This is a genomic window from Candidatus Bathyarchaeota archaeon (assembly GCA_025059045.1).
GTDB lineage: Archaea > Thermoproteota > Bathyarchaeia > Bathyarchaeales > DTEX01 > JANXEA01.
Map to the genome: position 1 here is coordinate 24219 of JANXEA010000014.1, position 16921 is coordinate 41139.

Here is a 16921-nt window from a genome sequence, read left to right on the forward strand (position 1 = left end):
AAATATGACTCCGATAAACAAGTAACTTAGTCAATCTAATAAACTACTATTAACAGTCACGAGATTCTCGTTGTTCCCTCCAGTGAAGCCTTGCATGAAACCGTTTCGCATTCTATTCCGGCTTCTAGGAACGCATCTTCCATAGCCTTCGCGACTTCTTTCGCCAAAACTTTCGTTTTGTCCATGATGGCTATGACGGTTGGACCGGCCCCGCTAATGGCGACACCCGCGGCGCCAGCTTCTACCGCAGCCCTTCTAACCGCTTTATAGTTTGGGATCAGATTCATCCTTGCTGGCTCAACAATCGTGTCATTCATTCCCTTTCCAATCATATGAATATCGCCAAAGTGAAAACCTGCGACTACAAGGCATGCGTTTCTAACATTTGATACGACATTCTCCAATGGCACTGTTTTTGGCAGGATGGATCTGGCTATTGCGGTTTTCATCTCTGGAGCCTCAATTCTAGGCATGGCCAATACTACTTCTAGGTTGGGCGGAGGCTCTAAGCGGACTACCTTGAGTTCATCATTCCACATATAAACCATTGTGAAACCGCCCAGAATAGACGCTGCCACATTGTCAGCGTGGCTTGATCCGGCCGAAACCATTTCGCCTTTGGAGGCTAATTTTACAAGGTCTTCCGGTGCAAGTTTCATATCAAAAAGATAATTTATGGCCACGGCTGCGGCTGCTGCCGAAGCCCCACTACTTCCCAGACCTTTCTTGGGAGGCACACCCTTCTCAAGTATAATCTTAACACCGTCCTCCCTACCTTTTAGCATCTCCCTTGCCACAACGCCAGCCGTATTCTTCATAGGATCTGATGGGATCATTTGAGAATCTTGCCCTTTTACTTCAATAGAAACGCCCTTCTCCGCACGTTCTACAGTCAGAACATCGTGAAACGCATCTAACGCTAACCCAAAAACATCGAAACCTGATCCGAGATTTGCTGAGCTGCAAGGAGCTTTAACCTTCACAATATCCGAGGAGCTCATGGATTCACCTAAACATCTAATCTTCCAATCCATTCACGTTTCTTTCTGAGATAATAAAGGTATGTGGAGAATGAGACTTCAGGCGGGCATCTATGGTCCACCATAGGAATGTATCCTCCATCTTTAAGTAGTGGGGTAAGCCGTTCCAGTTCCTTGTTTATCGCCTTTTCACCACTTATTAAGGCGAATTTGTCAACGGCGCCCATGAACATTATCTTATGGCCAAATCTTTCTCTAAGCTTGTAAATGTCCGTAAATCGAACCTCGACTGGAAACATGCAGTTTATCCCCGCTTCAAGCCAGCCTGGAACTAGCAACGTTATGTCCCCGTCGCAGTCGAGAATGTTTATGTCCACGCCATACTCCTTTAGGACGCTTGTAACCTTCTTATATCTTGGAACCATAAACTCCTCAAAATGGCGAACAGAGATGAAGGGCCCTCTACTATAGCACATGTCCTCCCACCATGTGGCACAGTCAACCCTAACTGACTTTAGGGCTTTTCTAATTATTGAGATCCAGAGGTTGACCAAGGTATCCATCATCTCTGCAACCCAGTCTGGATCACGGTATAAGGCTATAGAAATCCCTTCGACTCCCATCCAGTCTCTAAGCCAGCCGTAAAGGCTTCCAATTCTAATCGCTAGGGGGTAATCGCGGTCCCTATAATGTTCGACCATTTCATCCCAGTTTAGTGGGAAACGTCCAGGAGTCTCCGGATCCAAGAATGGTTTCAGCTTCTCCCAATCATTACGATTCTTTAGCGGATAACGAATGTAATGAGGAGGAGTTGAGGAGTTAATGGATCTTATGAAAATTCCACCCATTCCATCACTGACGGTCTCTCTGTCACCTTCTCTCTTTATCACTCTCTGGGGCAGTGAAGGCCAGAAGCCACTATGTATTGGCAGCCATTCCCCGCAATCCCATCCCTCTAACTTTAGATATAACTCTACATCCCTGTTCGTCCTCAAATGGGTAGGCAAGCCTTCCTTATGCCACCGATAAATGGTTTCTTCCCAGTATCCAAACTCATAGTCAGGCACTCTGTCCACTTCTTTGAAATGCATACACCTCAGGAAACGTTCTCTATGATTCAATTGCGGTGCCTCCGGCAACGCTTTATCTAATTATCCCAAATCCGATAAGCCTCCACCTGCCAGCTATTCTCCTACTAATCGCCACCCTTGCAGAATCCTCTGCGCAAACCGGTCGGCTCAGTTTCATCTCAACTTTGTCGCCTCTAACATTTTCCACTCTGCCTATTGTGGGAGCGGTTCCAACATCTAGCAGAAGCTCCTCTCCATTATTGAGATTTTTAACCTCACTCATCTCTTTTGTGCCAACAACTCTTTCAAAAAGATGAAACTCCAATGATAGATCAAACCTCGTCTCTGGAAGTGTTTCAGGTCTTCCTACAACATTACCAACCAAACCATCTGCCTTCGTCAATGAAGGGTCAAGAAGTGTGCCCACGCCCACCAAACCACCGCAATACGCCTCCTCAACGTTTCGGCCGCCCGTATGAAGGCTCGTTATCCTTGTAAAAAGGGGTTCATATGACCTTTCTTTACCATGTAGCCCGCTGATCCCAGGCCTTATCTCAATCTCATCTCCAACCTTGAATGATCCTTGAATAATTGTCCCACCTATCACGCCTCCAACCAGATCCTCGACAGATGTTCCAGGCTTATTAATATCAAAAGACCTTACAACATACATTCTAGGAGGCTTAGTAGCCTCTCTTACTGGCGTCGGGATGTAATGCTCGACAGCATAAAGGAGAAGATCAACGTTGATTCGGTTTTGGGCTGAAAGCGGTATGATCGGCGCCTCCTCAGCCACTGTTCCTTCAACAAATTTTTTGATCTCCATGTAACTTTCTAGCGCTCTATGCCTGTCTACAAGATCAATTTTATTCTGAGCAATAACTATCTTGTTTATACCGATTATCTCTATGGCGGCAAGATGCTCTCGAGTCTGTGGTTGTGGGCAACGTTCATCGGCAGCAATAACGAGTATTACGCCGTCCATGACGGCTGCTCCCGAGAGCATAGTCGCCATTAAGGCTTCATGTCCAGGAGCGTCGACGAAGCTTAGGGCACGAACAAATTCCCCTTTCGATCCGCATCTCTGGCACTGCTCATCTGTAGAGTAATTACGAGGACTTTCACATTTTGGGCATCTGAAGACGGCGGCGTCAGCATACCCTAGCTTAATGGTTATCCCTCTCTTCAATTCCTCACTATGTCTAGATGCCCAAACTCCTGTTAAAGCCTCTACAAGCGTCGTTTTACCATGGTCAACATGACCTATAGTTCCAATGTTGACCTCTGGTTGACGTGGCGGAGTAGGCTTTCTTTGCATAGTACACTCACATTTCCTTTTGCAGGTCAATAGTAAAATTAGATTGAACTAAATAAACCTTAAATGTCACTTTATAATAGCCTACAAATAGAATTGGATTCGATTTAGTTAAAAAATAGATGACACCAAGATGAGGAACGTTTGAACCAGTCGATTATCTCATCTCTTTTTCAGTGTCACAACTCCCCCTTCAATCGATATGATGCCAAACCTTTCCATCATTGAGAGCTTCTCCTCAACGATTCTCCTAGTCTCCTCCGTTTTTCCGAGTTTATCAAGTATCTCCTTTTTTGTCACTTTCCCGTTGCTATCCATGATTACTTGGTATATCATATAATCCTGTACTGCCGACAAACTTCAAACCACCTTTTAGGTACGATCTTTATATGATTATCCCGTTCTTCGCCGTGGAAAAACGAGACGATTTAATATGCTTAATTGTTTCAAATTAATCTTTCGGATTGTTGGCTAGAAATCTTTATTCCTGAAAAATTAAGGTGAAGTTTTTATAGAACTCGGCATATTTCTTATGCGGTCAAACCAGGTGAGATTCATGGGATATTGTGAAAATTGCGGTTTTCCTCTGCCGGAGGGAGCTGAGTTCTGCCCAAGCTGCGGCATCCGGATAAGAAGAAAAAGTGAAGCTGCATATTCGGGGGAGAATCTAGCGAGAATTTTGCAGTCAGGTATAACAGGGGCATTTCTTTCATTACTAATTATATATTTAGTATCCGCATTCACCAACGCTGACCTTTATTTTCTCCCATCATTCCTTTCATCACTTCTAATCATATACTTCTATAGAGTTAGAAGATTTGATGAGGCAGTATGCATCTCGCTGGCAATCTACCTTTTCGCTGAGGGCATGATTGCAGGGTTGAATCTCGGATATCTCTATTCAAATGGCATACCCTTAGCAGAGGTTTATGGGGACTATGTGCCGACAATTGTGGACGTAATAATGTACGCTTCAAACCCTGTTACTGCAGTGATTGCTGGCTATCTTGGGGCTAGACTTTCATTTGGATCGCAGCCTAGAGAGGCGACTCCAGTTACAGTTGAGGGAAGAAGAGAGCCGGGAGGCGTTATATATAGCGTAAAACGACTTGCTAAATCTTCTCATAATGCTTAAATATTATTCGATTAAGGTGTTATATCCTGTCAGCCGGATGTTGAGTGAACAAGATGAATGTTCCTAAGGAGATCGTCACATACTGTCCAAGATGTAAGACGCATACTGCGCAAGCCGTCACCTTATACAAAGAGGGGAAGAGAAGAGCGCTTGCTAAGGGTGAACGCCGGCATGAGCGTGAAAGGAAAGGCTATGGAGGCCAGAAGTACCCCATGCTGAAAAGAAAGGCTAAGACAACAAAGAAGCAGGCTCTCAAGCTTCGGTGCAAGCAATGTGGATATACGAGGCATAAGAAGGGGATACGTCTGAAAAAGATGGAAATCAAATAGCTAGCGAGAAGATGTGATATGAGCGAGTGGGAAAAGATAATTCCCAAACCTAAATCCGCATTCATCCAAGTCAAGTGTACAGATTGCGGGAATGAGCAAGTAACTTACAGCCATTCTAAAACGGTTGTCAGATGCAACATCTGCAACGCTGTTCTTGCCGAGCCAGCTGGCGGAAAAGCGAGGATAAAAGGCGAGATTTTAAAAGTTTTGGAGTAGGGTTGATATGGTAGATTCTAATAGTTCTGAATGGCCTGAAGTAGGTGAACTCGTAATAGTCACTGTTAATAGGATAACTCCATACGGAGCATATGTCACGCTAGATGAGTATAACAAAGAGGGGTTTCTGCACATCTCTGAAATTTCCTCAAGCTGGGTCAGAAACATAAGGGATTTTGTGCGTGAAGGAGAAAAAAACGTTTTAAAAGTCCTGAGAGTTGATGTGGAGCGAGCCCAAATAGACCTTTCTTTGAGGAGGGTAACCCGACGAGAAAAGAGAGAAACAATCCTATTATGGAAACGCAAGAAGAGAGCTGAGAGCATCCTAAAAACCGCAGCCCAACGGCTAGGAATGAGTGATGAGATACGCGAGAAAATTGCACTTCAGCTTCAAGAAGCCTTTGGCGACATTTATGAGGGGTTAGAGAGAGCTATAAAAGAGGGTCCTGAAGTCCTAATAAAATGCGGTCTAACGAAAGAGGTTGCTGAAGTAATTGTGGAGATATCTAGGGAAAAGATCAAGGCGCCGACTGTTAAAGTGAAGGGAAACTTAAGGATTAGCTGCGCCAAGCCAGATGGAGTCCTAAAGGTGAAGGAAGCATTGCTAAAGGCTAAAGAAGTCAAGACGCCGCCAGGTTCAGAAATCAAAATATATGTTGTATCTCCTCCGCGATATTGCATGGAGGTTATGGCCGCCGACCATAAGGAGGCCAACGCCATTATTGAGGAGGCCGCTAGAAAAGCGATTGAGTTCATAATAAGAGAGGGTGGGCTGGGGAGCTTCGAAAGAGGATAAGTTGTCATGGTCTGGCTGATGATGAGGTGTATTGTCTGCAAAAGGTATACCCTCAACAGAGATCGATGCCCCTCCTGTGGAGGAGCTGTAAAGTCAGCTCATCCAGCGAAATTTTCTCCTGACGACAGATACGCAAAATATAAGGGCATGATGAGGAGAATGAGCCGTGAAGAGAACAGTAATTCTGGAGAAAGAGAAGGTTAACCTAAAAAATCCTGTATTGATAGAAGGGCTGCCTGGGCTCGGACTAGTCGGCAAAATAGTGGTAGAGTACCTTGCGAGGCAGTTAAAAGCCAAGAAGATTGCGGAGCTATACTCCCCACACTTTCCATATTATGCAGTCGTTGACGGGAGGGGTAGCATCAGACTTCCTAGGCTCACATTTTATGGTTTGACCAACGAGATCGGAGATAATGATCTCATTCTACTTACGGGTGACAGTCAAGCACAAACGGTTGAGGGACAGTATGAAGTTGCTGACGAGATCCTGAACTTTGCGGTCAATAAGCAGGCTAGAATCGTAATAACGATAGGCGGATATAGGAAGGAAGATGTGGAGACACCACAAGTATTCGTTTCTTCAACAAATTTGGAACTGTTAAATAGGGCTTTAGATGCGGGTGCCAAGGAAACCTCTATTGGAAATCCAATAGTTGGAACAGCTGGTTTACTCATAGGGCTAGGAAAATTTAGGGGGATAGAAGGCCTCTGTCTTTTAGCAGAAACATCAGGCTATCTGCCAGATCCGAAAGCGGCGAAAAGCATACTCAACGTGTTAAAAAGGCTGCTCAACTTTTCTGCGGATCTTTCGGGATTAGACAGAGAGATTCGCAAAGCTATAGAAATAGAGGAGAAGATGAGAAGGCTGGATGAACAGAGAAGGATCTCTACCCGCGTAAGGCAGAGACTGGAAGAGGAAAAAATAACCTACATCAGCTAGTAAACTCATTACAATGCCACCACTTTTATAAATACGGTTTTAGGACTTAAAACTTAAATATGCCGGGAAATGTGAGATTAATCAGCGCCGCCGAACCGAATGTCATGCGGTTGAGCCGCCGTTCGCATGCGGATCTGCATGCGGACGAGAGCTCAGCCGGTAGAGCAGCGGACTCAAAAATGCGTCTTTGAGGCTGAGGCTGTTAACCCGAAGGTCGACGGTTCGAGTCCGAAGAAGGGAATACGCGTCCCTTCTGGCGAATCCGGCGGCGCCATCTATTTTGCTTTATATATCAATATTGCAAAGCCTGCAGTCGCCAATATAAGCCCTAAAGCAATGAAGATGGGGGCTACATTTCCAGCTGCGCTCTGGTTTATGTATGTATTGTACGCTAATGATGCGCCAATAATCATTAGTGCTAAACCGATTATCTTCTCAATGATGGTTAGTATAACCGTTCTTTCTATGCTCACTTCCCTCACCGCGCCTACTATGTAAGGCCTTTTTTCAAGTATAAGTTTTTCTAGGCTCCAATCTCTTTCAACCTTTCTGGAAGATATTTGTCCACGATATGTGTTAGTCCATAGCGGGAGAAGGCTTCTAGTTCACATTTCTTCCTTATCTTCGAGAATGTTTCAATTTCTCTCTGCCAAAGTTTTTCTTTATATCTAGGGTCAGATCTTAGTTCCCGCAGTCGTTTTAGGTCGATCTCCTTCAGCTCCTCGCTTGGCAGCTTGTATCGCATTATGTCAGAGGCCCAGACACCTGCCCATTTTGCATCAGGCGTCGTTAACTCTCTTAAGTGCGCTGCGTTGGCTGATCCTGAGATTATCACCATTGCTATGTGCATTCCCCATGGATCGGCATCTGTGAATATGTATACGGGCAGCCCGAGTTCTTGGTTAAGCCTTCGAATGAAATATCTTGTAGATCTCGGTGCTTGCCCAGCTGTGTAGATTAGGATGGCATTAAATTTCTCATATACTCTCTCTTCTACGAAACGTGTGAACATGGCGCCCTTCTCGATGACGATAACCTTGTCCGCACTGGTCTTTATGAAGCGTGCGTCCGTTAGCGCTGGGCCTATCATCATGCCGTCAGGATGTGAGGATAAATTCAATTGCCGATTCTCATATCCTGGAACTGTGTACTGGATTATTAAGTCGCCGAATACTGCTGATCGCTCCTCTGGGAAGACGTTGAAGGCTTCACGGGAATGCTCAATCACCGTTTCAAGATCCGTTATTATGTCATCTGATTCCGCCTGGTCCTTGAAGAAGATGTCGTAGGCCTGTGCGGAGTAGTAGACATCTCTTAATGTGCTTGTTTTCCTCTGCTTTAGAAGTTCATTGACAAAGTAGGCCGCCCAAACCATTTGTGTGAATGGGCGGAGATGCGAAATAACCCTTGAGCTTCTCCGAACCTTCTTGTCGCCTAACACGTACTGTCTAAGTTCCGGACTATAGAATATGTTGTCTGTTGATCTGCTTCTCATCTCCACCCAGGGAAATACTCCACCATTAATCTGGCGATAGAATCTCTCGCCTAGCTTCACAAGACTCTTTTGAATCTCATCTTTCCTTTCCAAAACATCTTCTTTGCTAAGACCCGACATTTTCTATCACGCCACCCTTTAATCTGGAAAACATTATTCGCTCATCCCGTCGAGAAATACGTCTATTATTCCTTCCTTATCTGGCTTAGAGGATCTGGCCTGAACTTTAACGAGTTCAAATCTACCCCTAAATGTTTCGTAGAGTTCCGATCCGGGGGTAAGCGTCACCTCAGGAAGAAGCGTTTGCCATCCCCCATCCTTGAATGCAAGAACCCTTAGGTTTACAGAGTTAGTTGGATGCTTATTCCTCGCATGGACGAGGATTGTCTCATAAAGTTTCGAGTCGAAGACATCACTGTCAGCATATTCGCTTGCGGTGACAAAGTCTTTGAATACATGTTGCTGCCTGTAGAGTCTTTCGATGCTGGGTGTCGCGTCGAAACCTGCTAATTTGGTTGAGAAGTCAGCGATCTTTGGGAGATACTTAGCAAATATGTTAACCCTTCTTATCTGTCGTTTAACCCTCTCCTTCCTTGAAAGATAGTATGAGAGCTGCCGGGCAACTTCTCGAATGCCATTCAATATTTCTCTTGCTATTTCAGGCGTATCTGCAAGTATTTCTTTTCCAACAGTCTTATATGGAATCTTTGTGCTGCATAAATGGATCAGAACGGCTACTGGCATACCTGGCAGGACATTATACCTCCTCCAATTCAACGATTTGACTACCCTATAGCAGACATCGGCCGACTCATCGTATACCAGAGGGATCTTATTCGCAAACCTGTAGATTACAATGTCATCTTTAGCTGGAACTTTGCCTCCATAGGCAACCGCAACTTCAACTATAAATGGATGCCCGGAATAGGTTGATGGTTTTCTCTGATGGACAGCTACAAACTCAGGCTCCAACTCCTTAAGAACGCCAGCCCTGAGCAGATCCTCACCTATCGGCGAGAGGCAGCTAGCGTCGGGAGGCAAGAATTCCTCATAGCCCTTCATTTCTTGAACAAGCCGAACTATCTCTTCGGGTCTGAGGTTTTTCGGATTAAGATCTTCCTTTATTCCGGCATGCTTCAAAAATTTTTGCGCTGTCTGTCTTCCCACACGATGGAAATGCGCCTGCATAAAGTCTAGCATATTCGTCTCTTTCGTCGAACGAATCATCCTTTGAAGTGTTTCAACATCGACGCCGTGGGGATGGGGCAGCGTCTCCTTTGGCGGGGGAGGCATTTTGTTCACTGTTCTGTCAAACTTGTAGAGACGCCCTTTGGGGTCAACAAATGTGATGTTAGCGTAGGGGTTTGCGATGGCTGTCTGTTTAAGATATTCTAGAACCTTTGGGGCCGCTTGATAATAATTCCCTTCTAGATGAAATTCAACGACTGTTCCTTGCCAACGATCGCTTGGGCTTCTACCATTCGTATGGATTTTGCGATGCAAGATTATTGGGCGGTTCCTCTCAATGTCTATCATAAACCTATACTCGAAAATCCTTGAGGCCCCAGTACTCGATATGACTGTAACGGGCTTATTCGTCGTGATCTGCCCGTAGAGTATCGCCATTGTTCCGCCGAGACCGAATGTTCCACGGGTCTGCTTCAACTTGTACTTTGAGCTGAAAAGGAACTGTCCAAGAGCCAGCGGCACCTGATGCTCCGGGATTCCTGACCCATTATCCATCACCCTTAAAGTATATACATCACTGTTTTCTCCGGCCCCATCATCAGGCGACAGACGTATATAGATGTCGGGAAGCACATCCTCCCTAGCCGCATCTAAAGAATTCTCTACAAGCTCCCTGATCGCCGTAAAAATTGCTCTGGCCGGATTGGTAAAACCCGCTATCTCTTTATTTCTGTAGAAGAAGTCTGCAGGACTAATCTCCTGGAAAGTCTCGGCTATAGACCTAATCCTCCTTCACAGATTCTTTCAGACGTATAGGCGCTTGGGCCCAACTAGATTTAACTTCCAGTCTCATATTAATCAATTTTCCCTTTAATAATCTCCTTTAAGCATTTTCAGGCGCTGAAATATTTTGACAAGTAGGGAACGAGTAATGTAGATGACCTTATCGATCTCCTGATGAGGATAATTTGATAAGGAATTGATTAGTAGAATTCTCTCCTTTACAATTACTCGCTTTAATTCTCTGCATGCATACAAGTTTTTAATTCACTCTCAATCCCGGTGGGTAGGAGCTTTCCATCGTCCAATATGTTCTCCAAGAATCAAAGTCAACATGTATAAAGTAAGCCCTGATTTTTCAGCCGCTTTGACTACTTTAGTTAACTCTTCTGTTTGCCCCTCCAACAAGTCTACTACGAAAGACTGAACTTTATAGTCTTCATCCGGTAAAAGCACTAGGTCTTTTCTAATTCGTATAGTAATCTAAGGAAAACTCTCTCAGGTTAACCCGGGTCTATTTTTGGACTACTAACCTCCATGGTTCTAGAACTTTTGCTTAAACAGTTTTTATTGGTTTAATAAGCCAGAGACCGTATAGAAGATTCAAGCGGCCTTTATTGTAAACGCCTTGTCAACATATCAAATCCTTTTCTTCACTATCCTGCCATAATTGTAGCCGCCTCTTCTTCAGTTCATGCCTCTCTTTCTGCAGGAACTTATAGACTGTCGAATGTTGGCTTCCCTTAATCAATAGGTCTATTGCGCGTCTCGCCGTCTCCGTCTGCTCGACACCACCTATAATCGACACTGTATGACCGTAGACCGAGATCATCGTCTCCGTCATCTCTTCAAGAATTTTCCGAGTCTTCCCATCCTTACCGATTATTCTGCCCTTTATTCTCCTAATGTCTGAGTCAGACTTTCCGAAGAATTCTCTAAGGTCGATAACCGTGAGGACTGTCTCTTCATCCTCAATCAGCCTGTAAGCGCGTTCCGGCGAGAACCCTCTGCCTATCGCAAGAACAACATCCTTCGCCCTAAAGAGATTAGAAGGGTCTGTTACAGAATCTTTTAGGCTTATTGTTACATCGCCTGACTTACCATCAATCTCCAACCTTACGCCAAGATTTTCCTCAATTTTCTCTTTCACCTCGCCGCCACGCCCTATTAGGACGCCTATCCTTTCATGCGGTATCTTTACGAAGAGCTGAGCCACCTTTAATCCTCCTTAATGCCTCTTCTAGGCTCAGAACGTCAACGCCTATACTTTCGAAGTAACGGTTAAGATTCTCAACATCTCTGATTAAAAACTGTTCTGCTCCGGGATGCTCAAGATTAACCGCCTGCGAAATGTCAAAAAGGACTGGTTTTCCTCCATAAACCATAATGTTGTATTCGCTGAGGTCTCCGTGGACAAGTTTTGCGTCTAAATATAGTTTTCTTACCTGCGAAAGGACTTTTTTGTAGAAGACCTGCGGATTCTTCAGTTTAGACTCTTTAAGGAGTGGGGCCGGGACACCGTTCTCGCCGATAAACTCCATCACGAGGACATTATTTTGTACGGTGAATGGCTTAGGCACGTTTACACCAGCATCATAAGCGTCTGTTAGGTTCTTGAATTCCTTCTTTGCCCATGCATATACTAGGGATCTCGGATCTCTTTTTACATTCTTGAAGCGGGGATCCCCTAGGATATATGGGAGCATTCCCTTCCTGAACTCTCCGGAAACAGTCAAATATATTTTAATGGCCAATTCTTCTCCTTCTGGGCTCTTCCCCCAGTAAAGCCTAGACTCTTTACCCGCTTTCACAACCCCGTATATCTCACCTATTATGCCATGGTTCATCATCTCATAGATGGTCATAAGTGTCGGCTTGTCGAAAACCTCTTCTAGAACCTCGTACTCCTCGCTTCTTTTCTCCTTCATCAATTGGGAAGTCTCATAGGTCTTCTCTTTGCGTTCAAGTCTCTTCCTCAATCTTTCTCTATAAGACGCCTCGGACGCCTCCATTCCCAGCATGGAAAAAATTAGAGTTTCAACAGTCCTATCTTCCTAAGGTACTCAGCTTGCCCCTTGGTGTACCGCCATATAAGATCGCCTCGACTCTCAGACTGGAAGTCCCAGGGTGAAACGAGAACAACATCCCCAACCCTGATCCAAACCCTTCTCTTCATCTTGCCTCTTATCCTACAAACACGTTCGTACCCATCTTGACACTTGACTAGAACCCGATCGTAACCTAAGAGCTTCGTCGCTATGCCCAAGACGTCTGTCTCAGCTGGCATAACGAGTTCCTCAAGGTTCTCTTCGCTTATGACTTTCTTTTTTCCCAAGGGGCCTCGCCTTCCATTTACCTTCCTCTATTTTTGGTCAAACTTGTCTTATAGTTTAATTTTAAAAAAGAGTTGACTGAGACTTAAATACCTATTTATTCGGGTCGAAGGTTGCGAGCCCAACTAATAAAGGAGCAACTCTAATCTATTAGTTCGGCTTCCTAGTTATTTGAGCTGAAATCGTCACCCTGCGTAGGTGTTAGGATTGAGCTATGAGATGTGGACAGAGAAGTATAGGCCTAAGACCCTGGACGATATCGTTAACCAAGAGGAAATCGTCAGCCGTTTAAAGAGTTTCGTCAAGGCCAAGAATGTTCCACATTGCATATTTGCCGGTCCTCCTGGAACTGGAAAGACCACGGCAGCTTTATGCCTGGCGCATGACCTTTACGGAGAGACTTACCGCGACCATATTATGGAGCTTAATGCGAGCGATGACAGGGGCATTAATGTGGTCAGGGAGACTGTCAAAACATTTGCCCGCACCAAATCGATCGGCGAAGTTACCTTCAAGATACTAATCTTGGACGAAGCGGATAACATGACATCAGACGCTCAGCAGGCGTTGAGAAGAACCATGGAGCGATATACTGAGACCGCGCGTTTTATCTTGATCGCAAACTATAGCGGAAAGATAATTGAGCCAATCCAGTCCAGATGCGCGCCCTTCAGATTCACATATCTGTCTCCAGAAGTCATAGCTAAAAGGATCAAATACATCTGCGAAATGGAAGGCATCCAAATTTCCGATGATGGAATTGAAGCTGTTCTCGAAATTGGAGGTGGAGACCTGAGACGGACGATTAATGTTCTTCAAACAGCCTCGTCGGTTGGTAAGCCAATCGACGCCGAAACCGTATATTCAGTGGTAGGCAGGGCCAACCCTTACGATGTTAGGGAGATGATGCTAACCGCCCTTAATGGAGATTTTATTGAGGCTAGAAACAAGCTTAGGGAGATGATACTTAAATACGGTTTGGCTGGCAGCGACATTATAACGCAGATTCACAGCGAGATATATAGATTGAATGTCCCGGACAAATGGAAGGTTAGGCTTGCAGACATAGTAGGCGAAATTGACTATAGACTCATACAGGGATCTAATGAAGAGATTCAGTTAGCTGCACTTTTAGCTAAACTTGTGGAAGTCGGCTATGAAGTGAAGAGAGGACTGTAACTTGCATCTGCCATGGACTGTGAAATATAAGCCTAAGACGCTCACCGAAGTTATTGGGAACGAGGATGCAAAAAGAAAGGTGCTGGAATGGATAAAATCCTGGGAAAGAAATATTCCGAAAAAAAGAGCCCTATTCATATACGGGCCTCCAGGAGTTGGAAAGACAGCCGCTGTTGAGGCGTTAGCAAACGACTTGAACATGGAGCTTGTACAAAGTAACGCCAGCGATTACAGAACGGCTGAGGATGTTGAAAGGTTTGTGGGAAGAGCAGCCCAGCTCGGGACGCTCTTCGGCAAGAGGAGACTCATACTCTTCGACGAAATCGATGGGATCTCAGGCACTGAGGATCGAGGGGGGCTTCATTTGATAACCCAGATCATCAATAAGACATCTTCGCCAATCATAGTGATTGCCAACAATGCTTATGACCAGAGATTTGCAACCTTAAGGAATATGACTGAACTTGTGGAATTTAAGAAGCCAGCCAGAACCGAGATTGAAAAGCATCTAAAAAGAATCTGCAACCTAGAGGGAATAGAGGCTGATGCCTCGGCAATTCGGTTTATTGCTGAGCGGGCCGATGGAGATGTCAGATCAGCCGTCAATGATCTTCAAGCATTAGCCCAAGGCTGGAGAACATTAACTTATGACGACGTATCTTGGCTTGCACCGAGAGACCGAAAAGACGTAATCTTTAATGTGCTCAGAAACATACTCTATGCGAAGGACGTGATTACGGCAAAAAGAGCCGTTGACATGGCTGATGTCGACCCAGATATGCTCTTTGAATGGGTATACGAGAATATACCTTACCATATAAAGGACCCTAAGGAACTTTCATCAGCAATGAACATGATGGCACTCGCGGACATTTATCGGAATAGGATAAGGGCTACCCAGAACTGGTCTCTTATGCGATACTATCTCGACTTCATGACAGCCGGGGTATCCGTAGCATGGAGCAAGAAGGCATCTGGCTGGGTTCCATTTAAGTTTCCAACCCGGATCAGCCAGATGTCATCCTCCAAAGTCGACAGAACAATGCTTGCCGAGATAGGAATGAAAATCCGCAGGAGATGCCATATATCTGCAGCCCGCGCTATAAAAGAGGTTTTACCTTTTCTCAGAATCATATTCAAGAATAATCCCAAAATGGGAAAAGAAATTGCCAATTGGCTGGGTCTGAGTGAAGAGATGATCAATTATATAGCTGGTTGATGAGTTACTACTCAAAACAACTTTTTGCTCTGAGTGAAATGATAGCCAATATGCTAGGCTTCCACGCGGTAGGTTGAGATCTCATTCTTCACGTGCATGAGCCAAAATGTGCCCGACTTCTGGCGCAATAAGATTCTCCACCGCTATTGAAACAGCTTGTGGGGAGCCGGGAATACAAAATATAACCTTCTTCGACGAGACTCCTGCTAACGCCCTGCTCAAAATCGCGGCTGAGCCGATGGCGTCATAGCTTAAGCGTCTAAATATCTCCCCGAACCCTTCCAACTCCTTATCTAGGACAAGTCTTACTGCTTCGATCGTTACGTCTCTAGGCGAGATTCCTGTTCCACCGCAAGTGATTATTGCGTCTACTTTCCGAGATTTTAAGGCCTTAAGAACCGCTCGCTGAATCTGCTCCCGATCATCTGGCAGAACTTTACGTGAAACTATCCTGTGACCGTGTCTTCTTAGAATCTGGATTATCAGATCCCCTGATTCATCTTCAGGGAGCTCTCCCCTCATTAGTTTCTCATATCGCGAAGAACTGCAGATTAGTATACAAAAGTTTACAGTCTTGGGAGCCTCAAATTTGTGTTTCTCAGAGACAGCGCTCAAGACTTATTCCTTCATTTTTCGCGTGACCCGTATTTCTTGGATTGATGTTAAAGGGTACTGTCCCATCATATCTTTTTCGTACTGTTTTGTCATATCCCAGACGGTCAGCAGTGCTATTGCTGTTGCGACCAACGCCTCCATCTCAACTCCAGTCTTAGCATTAGTCTTCACAGTAGACTCCACCTCAACAGTGGTGTCATCCACAATACTAACCTTCACATCGACGTTTGTTAAGGGAATTGGATGGCAGAGGGGAATTAGGGAGCTAGTCTTCTTGGCCGCCAAAATCCCCGATATTCTTGCGACATAGAGCGGGTCTCCCTTCTCTATTTTTCCCTCTCTAATCAGGTTAATAGTTTCAGGCCTAAGCTTTATTTGCCCCTTCGCCGCAGCCTCTCTGAAAATTTCAGGCTTATGCGTAATGTCCACCATCATAGCAATGTACACCGTAAACGAGTCTATGATTCTTCATTATCTCTGACTAAGGAATGCTCAAAGTTCTGCGATTTATCTTTCTGCTCCCCGGACATTGGTATGAACTTTGGAACCTCATCCGGTGACGCTGGCCTAAATTTCGATATCTCCCCGATAGCTTGGTTTAAGCTGAACCTCAGATCTCCAATGGCACGCTCATGAGCTTTCAGTGAAACTTCTAATCTTTCTATGGATTTTCTTAGATCCATGAGTCTAGCATGCGCAACTTCAGGAATAGCAATCGCGGACAGAAATTCCTTGGAATCGTAAACTTCCCTTAATTGAAGAATTGCGGAGATGCACTCAGAAGGATGCTCCTTAATCTCCTTAGCCAGCTCCAGAAACTCTGATGCACCAGCAATCGCCGATCTCAAATCTTCAAGATCAAGTTTAGCATCCTCAGAAGAAATAGCAGATTTAACCGAATCCACGAAATCTCTTATATCCTGAAGCAAATTGCTCATCTGCTTCTTGATCGTCGATGCCCTTTCAGGTTTTAAAGTAAGCATGAAGTCACCCAGCCTCAAAGCGACATTTTGAAGGGACTGCACACTTTTTTCAATCTCTCCCCAAAATTCCGGTAAGGAAGACCCTTCCACCGCGACCCTGCCCGCAACATCAGAGGCGATCTTTTGCAGCATCCCCTCAAATTCATCAAGCGTTTGATGAAAGTCCTCAATCCGCATAAGATTACACCAGTATAATTCTAGCCAATTTTAGAATAACCATTAAGGGTTAATTAATCTTGCCTTACCAGAATGAAACCGGTGCTATATATTTTCAAAATAAATGCAGAGAAATTGCGCTTTTGTTTAGCCAAACTAATCAAAGTATGACTTCTATGGATTACAGGTCCG

The 16921-nt window shown here is 44.8% G+C and carries 21 protein-coding genes and 1 tRNA gene; 9 read left to right on the forward strand and 13 right to left on the reverse strand.

Annotated elements, in window-relative coordinates; genetic code table 11:
• Positions 1 to 56: 56 nt before the first annotated feature.
• From NZ952_05535 to NZ952_05550, 4 genes are all read right to left on the reverse strand, one after another.
• Positions 57 to 1001, reverse strand: a complete 945-nt coding sequence (locus NZ952_05535; protein MCS7120646.1) for a homoserine kinase — start codon at positions 999 to 1001, stop codon at positions 57 to 59.
• 8 nt (positions 1002 to 1009) lie between these two features.
• Entirely contained in the window at positions 1010 to 2101 is a 1092-nt protein-coding gene (locus NZ952_05540) for a hypothetical protein (GenBank protein ID MCS7120647.1), read from the reverse strand.
• A gap of 22 nt (positions 2102 to 2123) precedes the next feature.
• Entirely contained in the window at positions 2124 to 3368 is a 1245-nt protein-coding gene (locus NZ952_05545; protein ID MCS7120648.1) for a translation initiation factor IF-2 subunit gamma, read from the reverse strand.
• A 159-nt stretch (positions 3369 to 3527) separates the two neighbouring features.
• A complete protein-coding gene (locus NZ952_05550; GenBank protein MCS7120649.1) occupies positions 3528 to 3722 on the reverse strand; it encodes a hypothetical protein in 195 nt (64 codons plus the stop codon).
• 199 nt (positions 3723 to 3921) lie between these two features.
• Here NZ952_05550 and NZ952_05555 point away from each other — a divergent pair, with 199 nt between their 5' ends.
• The 7 genes from NZ952_05555 (at position 3922) to NZ952_05585 (ending at position 7055) form a co-directional block, all read left to right on the forward strand.
• On the forward strand, positions 3922 to 4500 hold the full coding sequence (locus NZ952_05555) for a zinc ribbon domain-containing protein (GenBank protein MCS7120650.1): 579 nt from the start codon (positions 3922 to 3924) through the stop codon (positions 4498 to 4500).
• A 53-nt stretch (positions 4501 to 4553) separates the two neighbouring features.
• A complete protein-coding gene (locus tag NZ952_05560; protein MCS7120651.1) occupies positions 4554 to 4829 on the forward strand; it encodes a 50S ribosomal protein L44e in 276 nt (91 codons plus the stop codon).
• An 18-nt stretch (positions 4830 to 4847) separates the two neighbouring features.
• Complete coding sequence (locus NZ952_05565; protein MCS7120652.1) at positions 4848 to 5045, forward strand: 30S ribosomal protein S27e; 198 nt, start codon at positions 4848 to 4850, stop codon at positions 5043 to 5045.
• A 7-nt stretch (positions 5046 to 5052) separates the two neighbouring features.
• Positions 5053 to 5841 (forward strand): translation initiation factor IF-2 subunit alpha, encoded by a 789-nt coding sequence (locus NZ952_05570; GenBank protein ID MCS7120653.1) that lies wholly within the window; start codon positions 5053 to 5055, stop codon positions 5839 to 5841.
• A gap of 6 nt (positions 5842 to 5847) precedes the next feature.
• Positions 5848 to 6045 (forward strand): RNA-protein complex protein Nop10, encoded by a 198-nt coding sequence (locus NZ952_05575; GenBank protein MCS7120654.1) that lies wholly within the window; start codon positions 5848 to 5850, stop codon positions 6043 to 6045.
• Complete coding sequence (locus tag NZ952_05580) at positions 6008 to 6781, forward strand: PAC2 family protein (protein MCS7120655.1); 774 nt, start codon at positions 6008 to 6010, stop codon at positions 6779 to 6781. The genes NZ952_05575 and NZ952_05580 overlap by 38 nt, the downstream gene beginning before the upstream one ends.
• A gap of 114 nt (positions 6782 to 6895) precedes the next feature.
• A tRNA-Asn gene (locus tag NZ952_05585) sits at positions 6896 to 7055 on the forward strand.
• Position 7056: 1 nt separating this feature from the next.
• Here NZ952_05585 and NZ952_05590 read toward each other — a convergent pair.
• The 6 genes from NZ952_05590 to eif1A all read right to left on the reverse strand — a co-directional run bounded on the left by NZ952_05590 (position 7057) and on the right by eif1A (position 12579).
• A complete protein-coding gene (locus tag NZ952_05590; protein MCS7120656.1) occupies positions 7057 to 7254 on the reverse strand; it encodes a hypothetical protein in 198 nt (65 codons plus the stop codon).
• Between the two features lie 50 nt (positions 7255 to 7304).
• Positions 7305 to 8396, reverse strand: a complete 1092-nt coding sequence (locus NZ952_05595) for a DNA topoisomerase IV subunit A (GenBank protein MCS7120657.1) — start codon at positions 8394 to 8396, stop codon at positions 7305 to 7307.
• Between the two features lie 33 nt (positions 8397 to 8429).
• On the reverse strand, positions 8430 to 10241 hold the full coding sequence (locus tag NZ952_05600) for a DNA topoisomerase VI subunit B (protein ID MCS7120658.1): 1812 nt from the start codon (positions 10239 to 10241) through the stop codon (positions 8430 to 8432).
• Positions 10242 to 10875: 634 nt separating this feature from the next.
• Positions 10876 to 11460: a KH domain-containing protein gene (locus NZ952_05605; protein ID MCS7120659.1), complete on the reverse strand. Its 585-nt coding sequence runs from the start codon at positions 11458 to 11460 to the stop codon at positions 10876 to 10878.
• Entirely contained in the window at positions 11429 to 12223 is a 795-nt protein-coding gene (locus tag NZ952_05610) for a serine protein kinase RIO (protein ID MCS7120660.1), read from the reverse strand. Before NZ952_05610 ends, NZ952_05605 begins: the two co-directional genes overlap by 32 nt.
• 50 nt (positions 12224 to 12273) lie before the next feature.
• Positions 12274 to 12579 (reverse strand): translation initiation factor eIF-1A, encoded by a 306-nt coding sequence (gene eif1A, locus NZ952_05615; protein MCS7120661.1) that lies wholly within the window; start codon positions 12577 to 12579, stop codon positions 12274 to 12276.
• Positions 12580 to 12796: 217 nt separating this feature from the next.
• On the opposite strand from eif1A, the gene NZ952_05620 reads away from it, so the two are divergent.
• Complete coding sequence (locus NZ952_05620) at positions 12797 to 13756, forward strand: replication factor C small subunit (GenBank protein ID MCS7120662.1); 960 nt, start codon at positions 12797 to 12799, stop codon at positions 13754 to 13756.
• A gap of 1 nt (position 13757) precedes the next feature.
• A complete protein-coding gene (locus NZ952_05625) occupies positions 13758 to 14975 on the forward strand; it encodes a replication factor C large subunit (protein ID MCS7120663.1) in 1218 nt (405 codons plus the stop codon).
• A gap of 81 nt (positions 14976 to 15056) precedes the next feature.
• Here NZ952_05625 and NZ952_05630 read toward each other — a convergent pair whose 3' ends face one another.
• The 3 genes from NZ952_05630 to NZ952_05640 are packed head-to-tail and all read right to left on the reverse strand — an operon-like array spanning position 15057 to position 16750.
• Positions 15057 to 15590, reverse strand: coding sequence for a molybdenum cofactor biosynthesis protein MoaB (locus tag NZ952_05630; protein MCS7120664.1), 534 nt, complete (start codon positions 15588 to 15590; stop codon positions 15057 to 15059).
• Between the two features lie 3 nt (positions 15591 to 15593).
• Entirely contained in the window at positions 15594 to 16022 is a 429-nt protein-coding gene (moaC, locus tag NZ952_05635) for a cyclic pyranopterin monophosphate synthase MoaC (protein ID MCS7120665.1), read from the reverse strand.
• A 26-nt stretch (positions 16023 to 16048) separates the two neighbouring features.
• Positions 16049 to 16750 carry a hypothetical protein gene (locus NZ952_05640; GenBank protein ID MCS7120666.1) on the reverse strand — a complete coding sequence of 234 codons (702 nt, stop codon included), beginning with the start codon at positions 16748 to 16750 and terminating at the stop codon, positions 16049 to 16051.
• Positions 16751 to 16921: the final 171 nt, after the last annotated feature.

What these genes read in the sequence shown, in the direction of transcription:
- NZ952_05535 (MCS7120646.1), bottom strand. Translation starts at nt 1,001, where the DNA reads ATGAGCTCCTCGGATATTGTGAAGGTTAAAGCTCCTTGCAGCTCAGCA.
- NZ952_05545 (MCS7120648.1), bottom strand. Translation starts at nt 3,368, where the DNA reads ATGCAAAGAAAGCCTACTCCGCCACGTCAACCAGAGGTCAACATTGGA.
- NZ952_05555 (MCS7120650.1), top strand. Translation starts at nt 3,922, where the DNA reads ATGGGATATTGTGAAAATTGCGGTTTTCCTCTGCCGGAGGGAGCTGAG.
- NZ952_05560 (MCS7120651.1), top strand. Translation starts at nt 4,554, where the DNA reads ATGAATGTTCCTAAGGAGATCGTCACATACTGTCCAAGATGTAAGACG.
- NZ952_05565 (MCS7120652.1), top strand. Translation starts at nt 4,848, where the DNA reads ATGAGCGAGTGGGAAAAGATAATTCCCAAACCTAAATCCGCATTCATC.
- NZ952_05570 (MCS7120653.1), top strand. Translation starts at nt 5,053, where the DNA reads ATGGTAGATTCTAATAGTTCTGAATGGCCTGAAGTAGGTGAACTCGTA.
- NZ952_05575 (MCS7120654.1), top strand. Translation starts at nt 5,848, where the DNA reads ATGGTCTGGCTGATGATGAGGTGTATTGTCTGCAAAAGGTATACCCTC.
- NZ952_05595 (MCS7120657.1), bottom strand. Translation starts at nt 8,396, where the DNA reads ATGTCGGGTCTTAGCAAAGAAGATGTTTTGGAAAGGAAAGATGAGATT.
- NZ952_05620 (MCS7120662.1), top strand. Translation starts at nt 12,797, where the DNA reads ATGTGGACAGAGAAGTATAGGCCTAAGACCCTGGACGATATCGTTAAC.
- moaC (MCS7120665.1), bottom strand. Translation starts at nt 16,022, where the DNA reads ATGGTGGACATTACGCATAAGCCTGAAATTTTCAGAGAGGCTGCGGCG.
- NZ952_05640 (MCS7120666.1), bottom strand. Translation starts at nt 16,750, where the DNA reads ATGCGGATTGAGGACTTTCATCAAACGCTTGATGAATTTGAGGGGATG.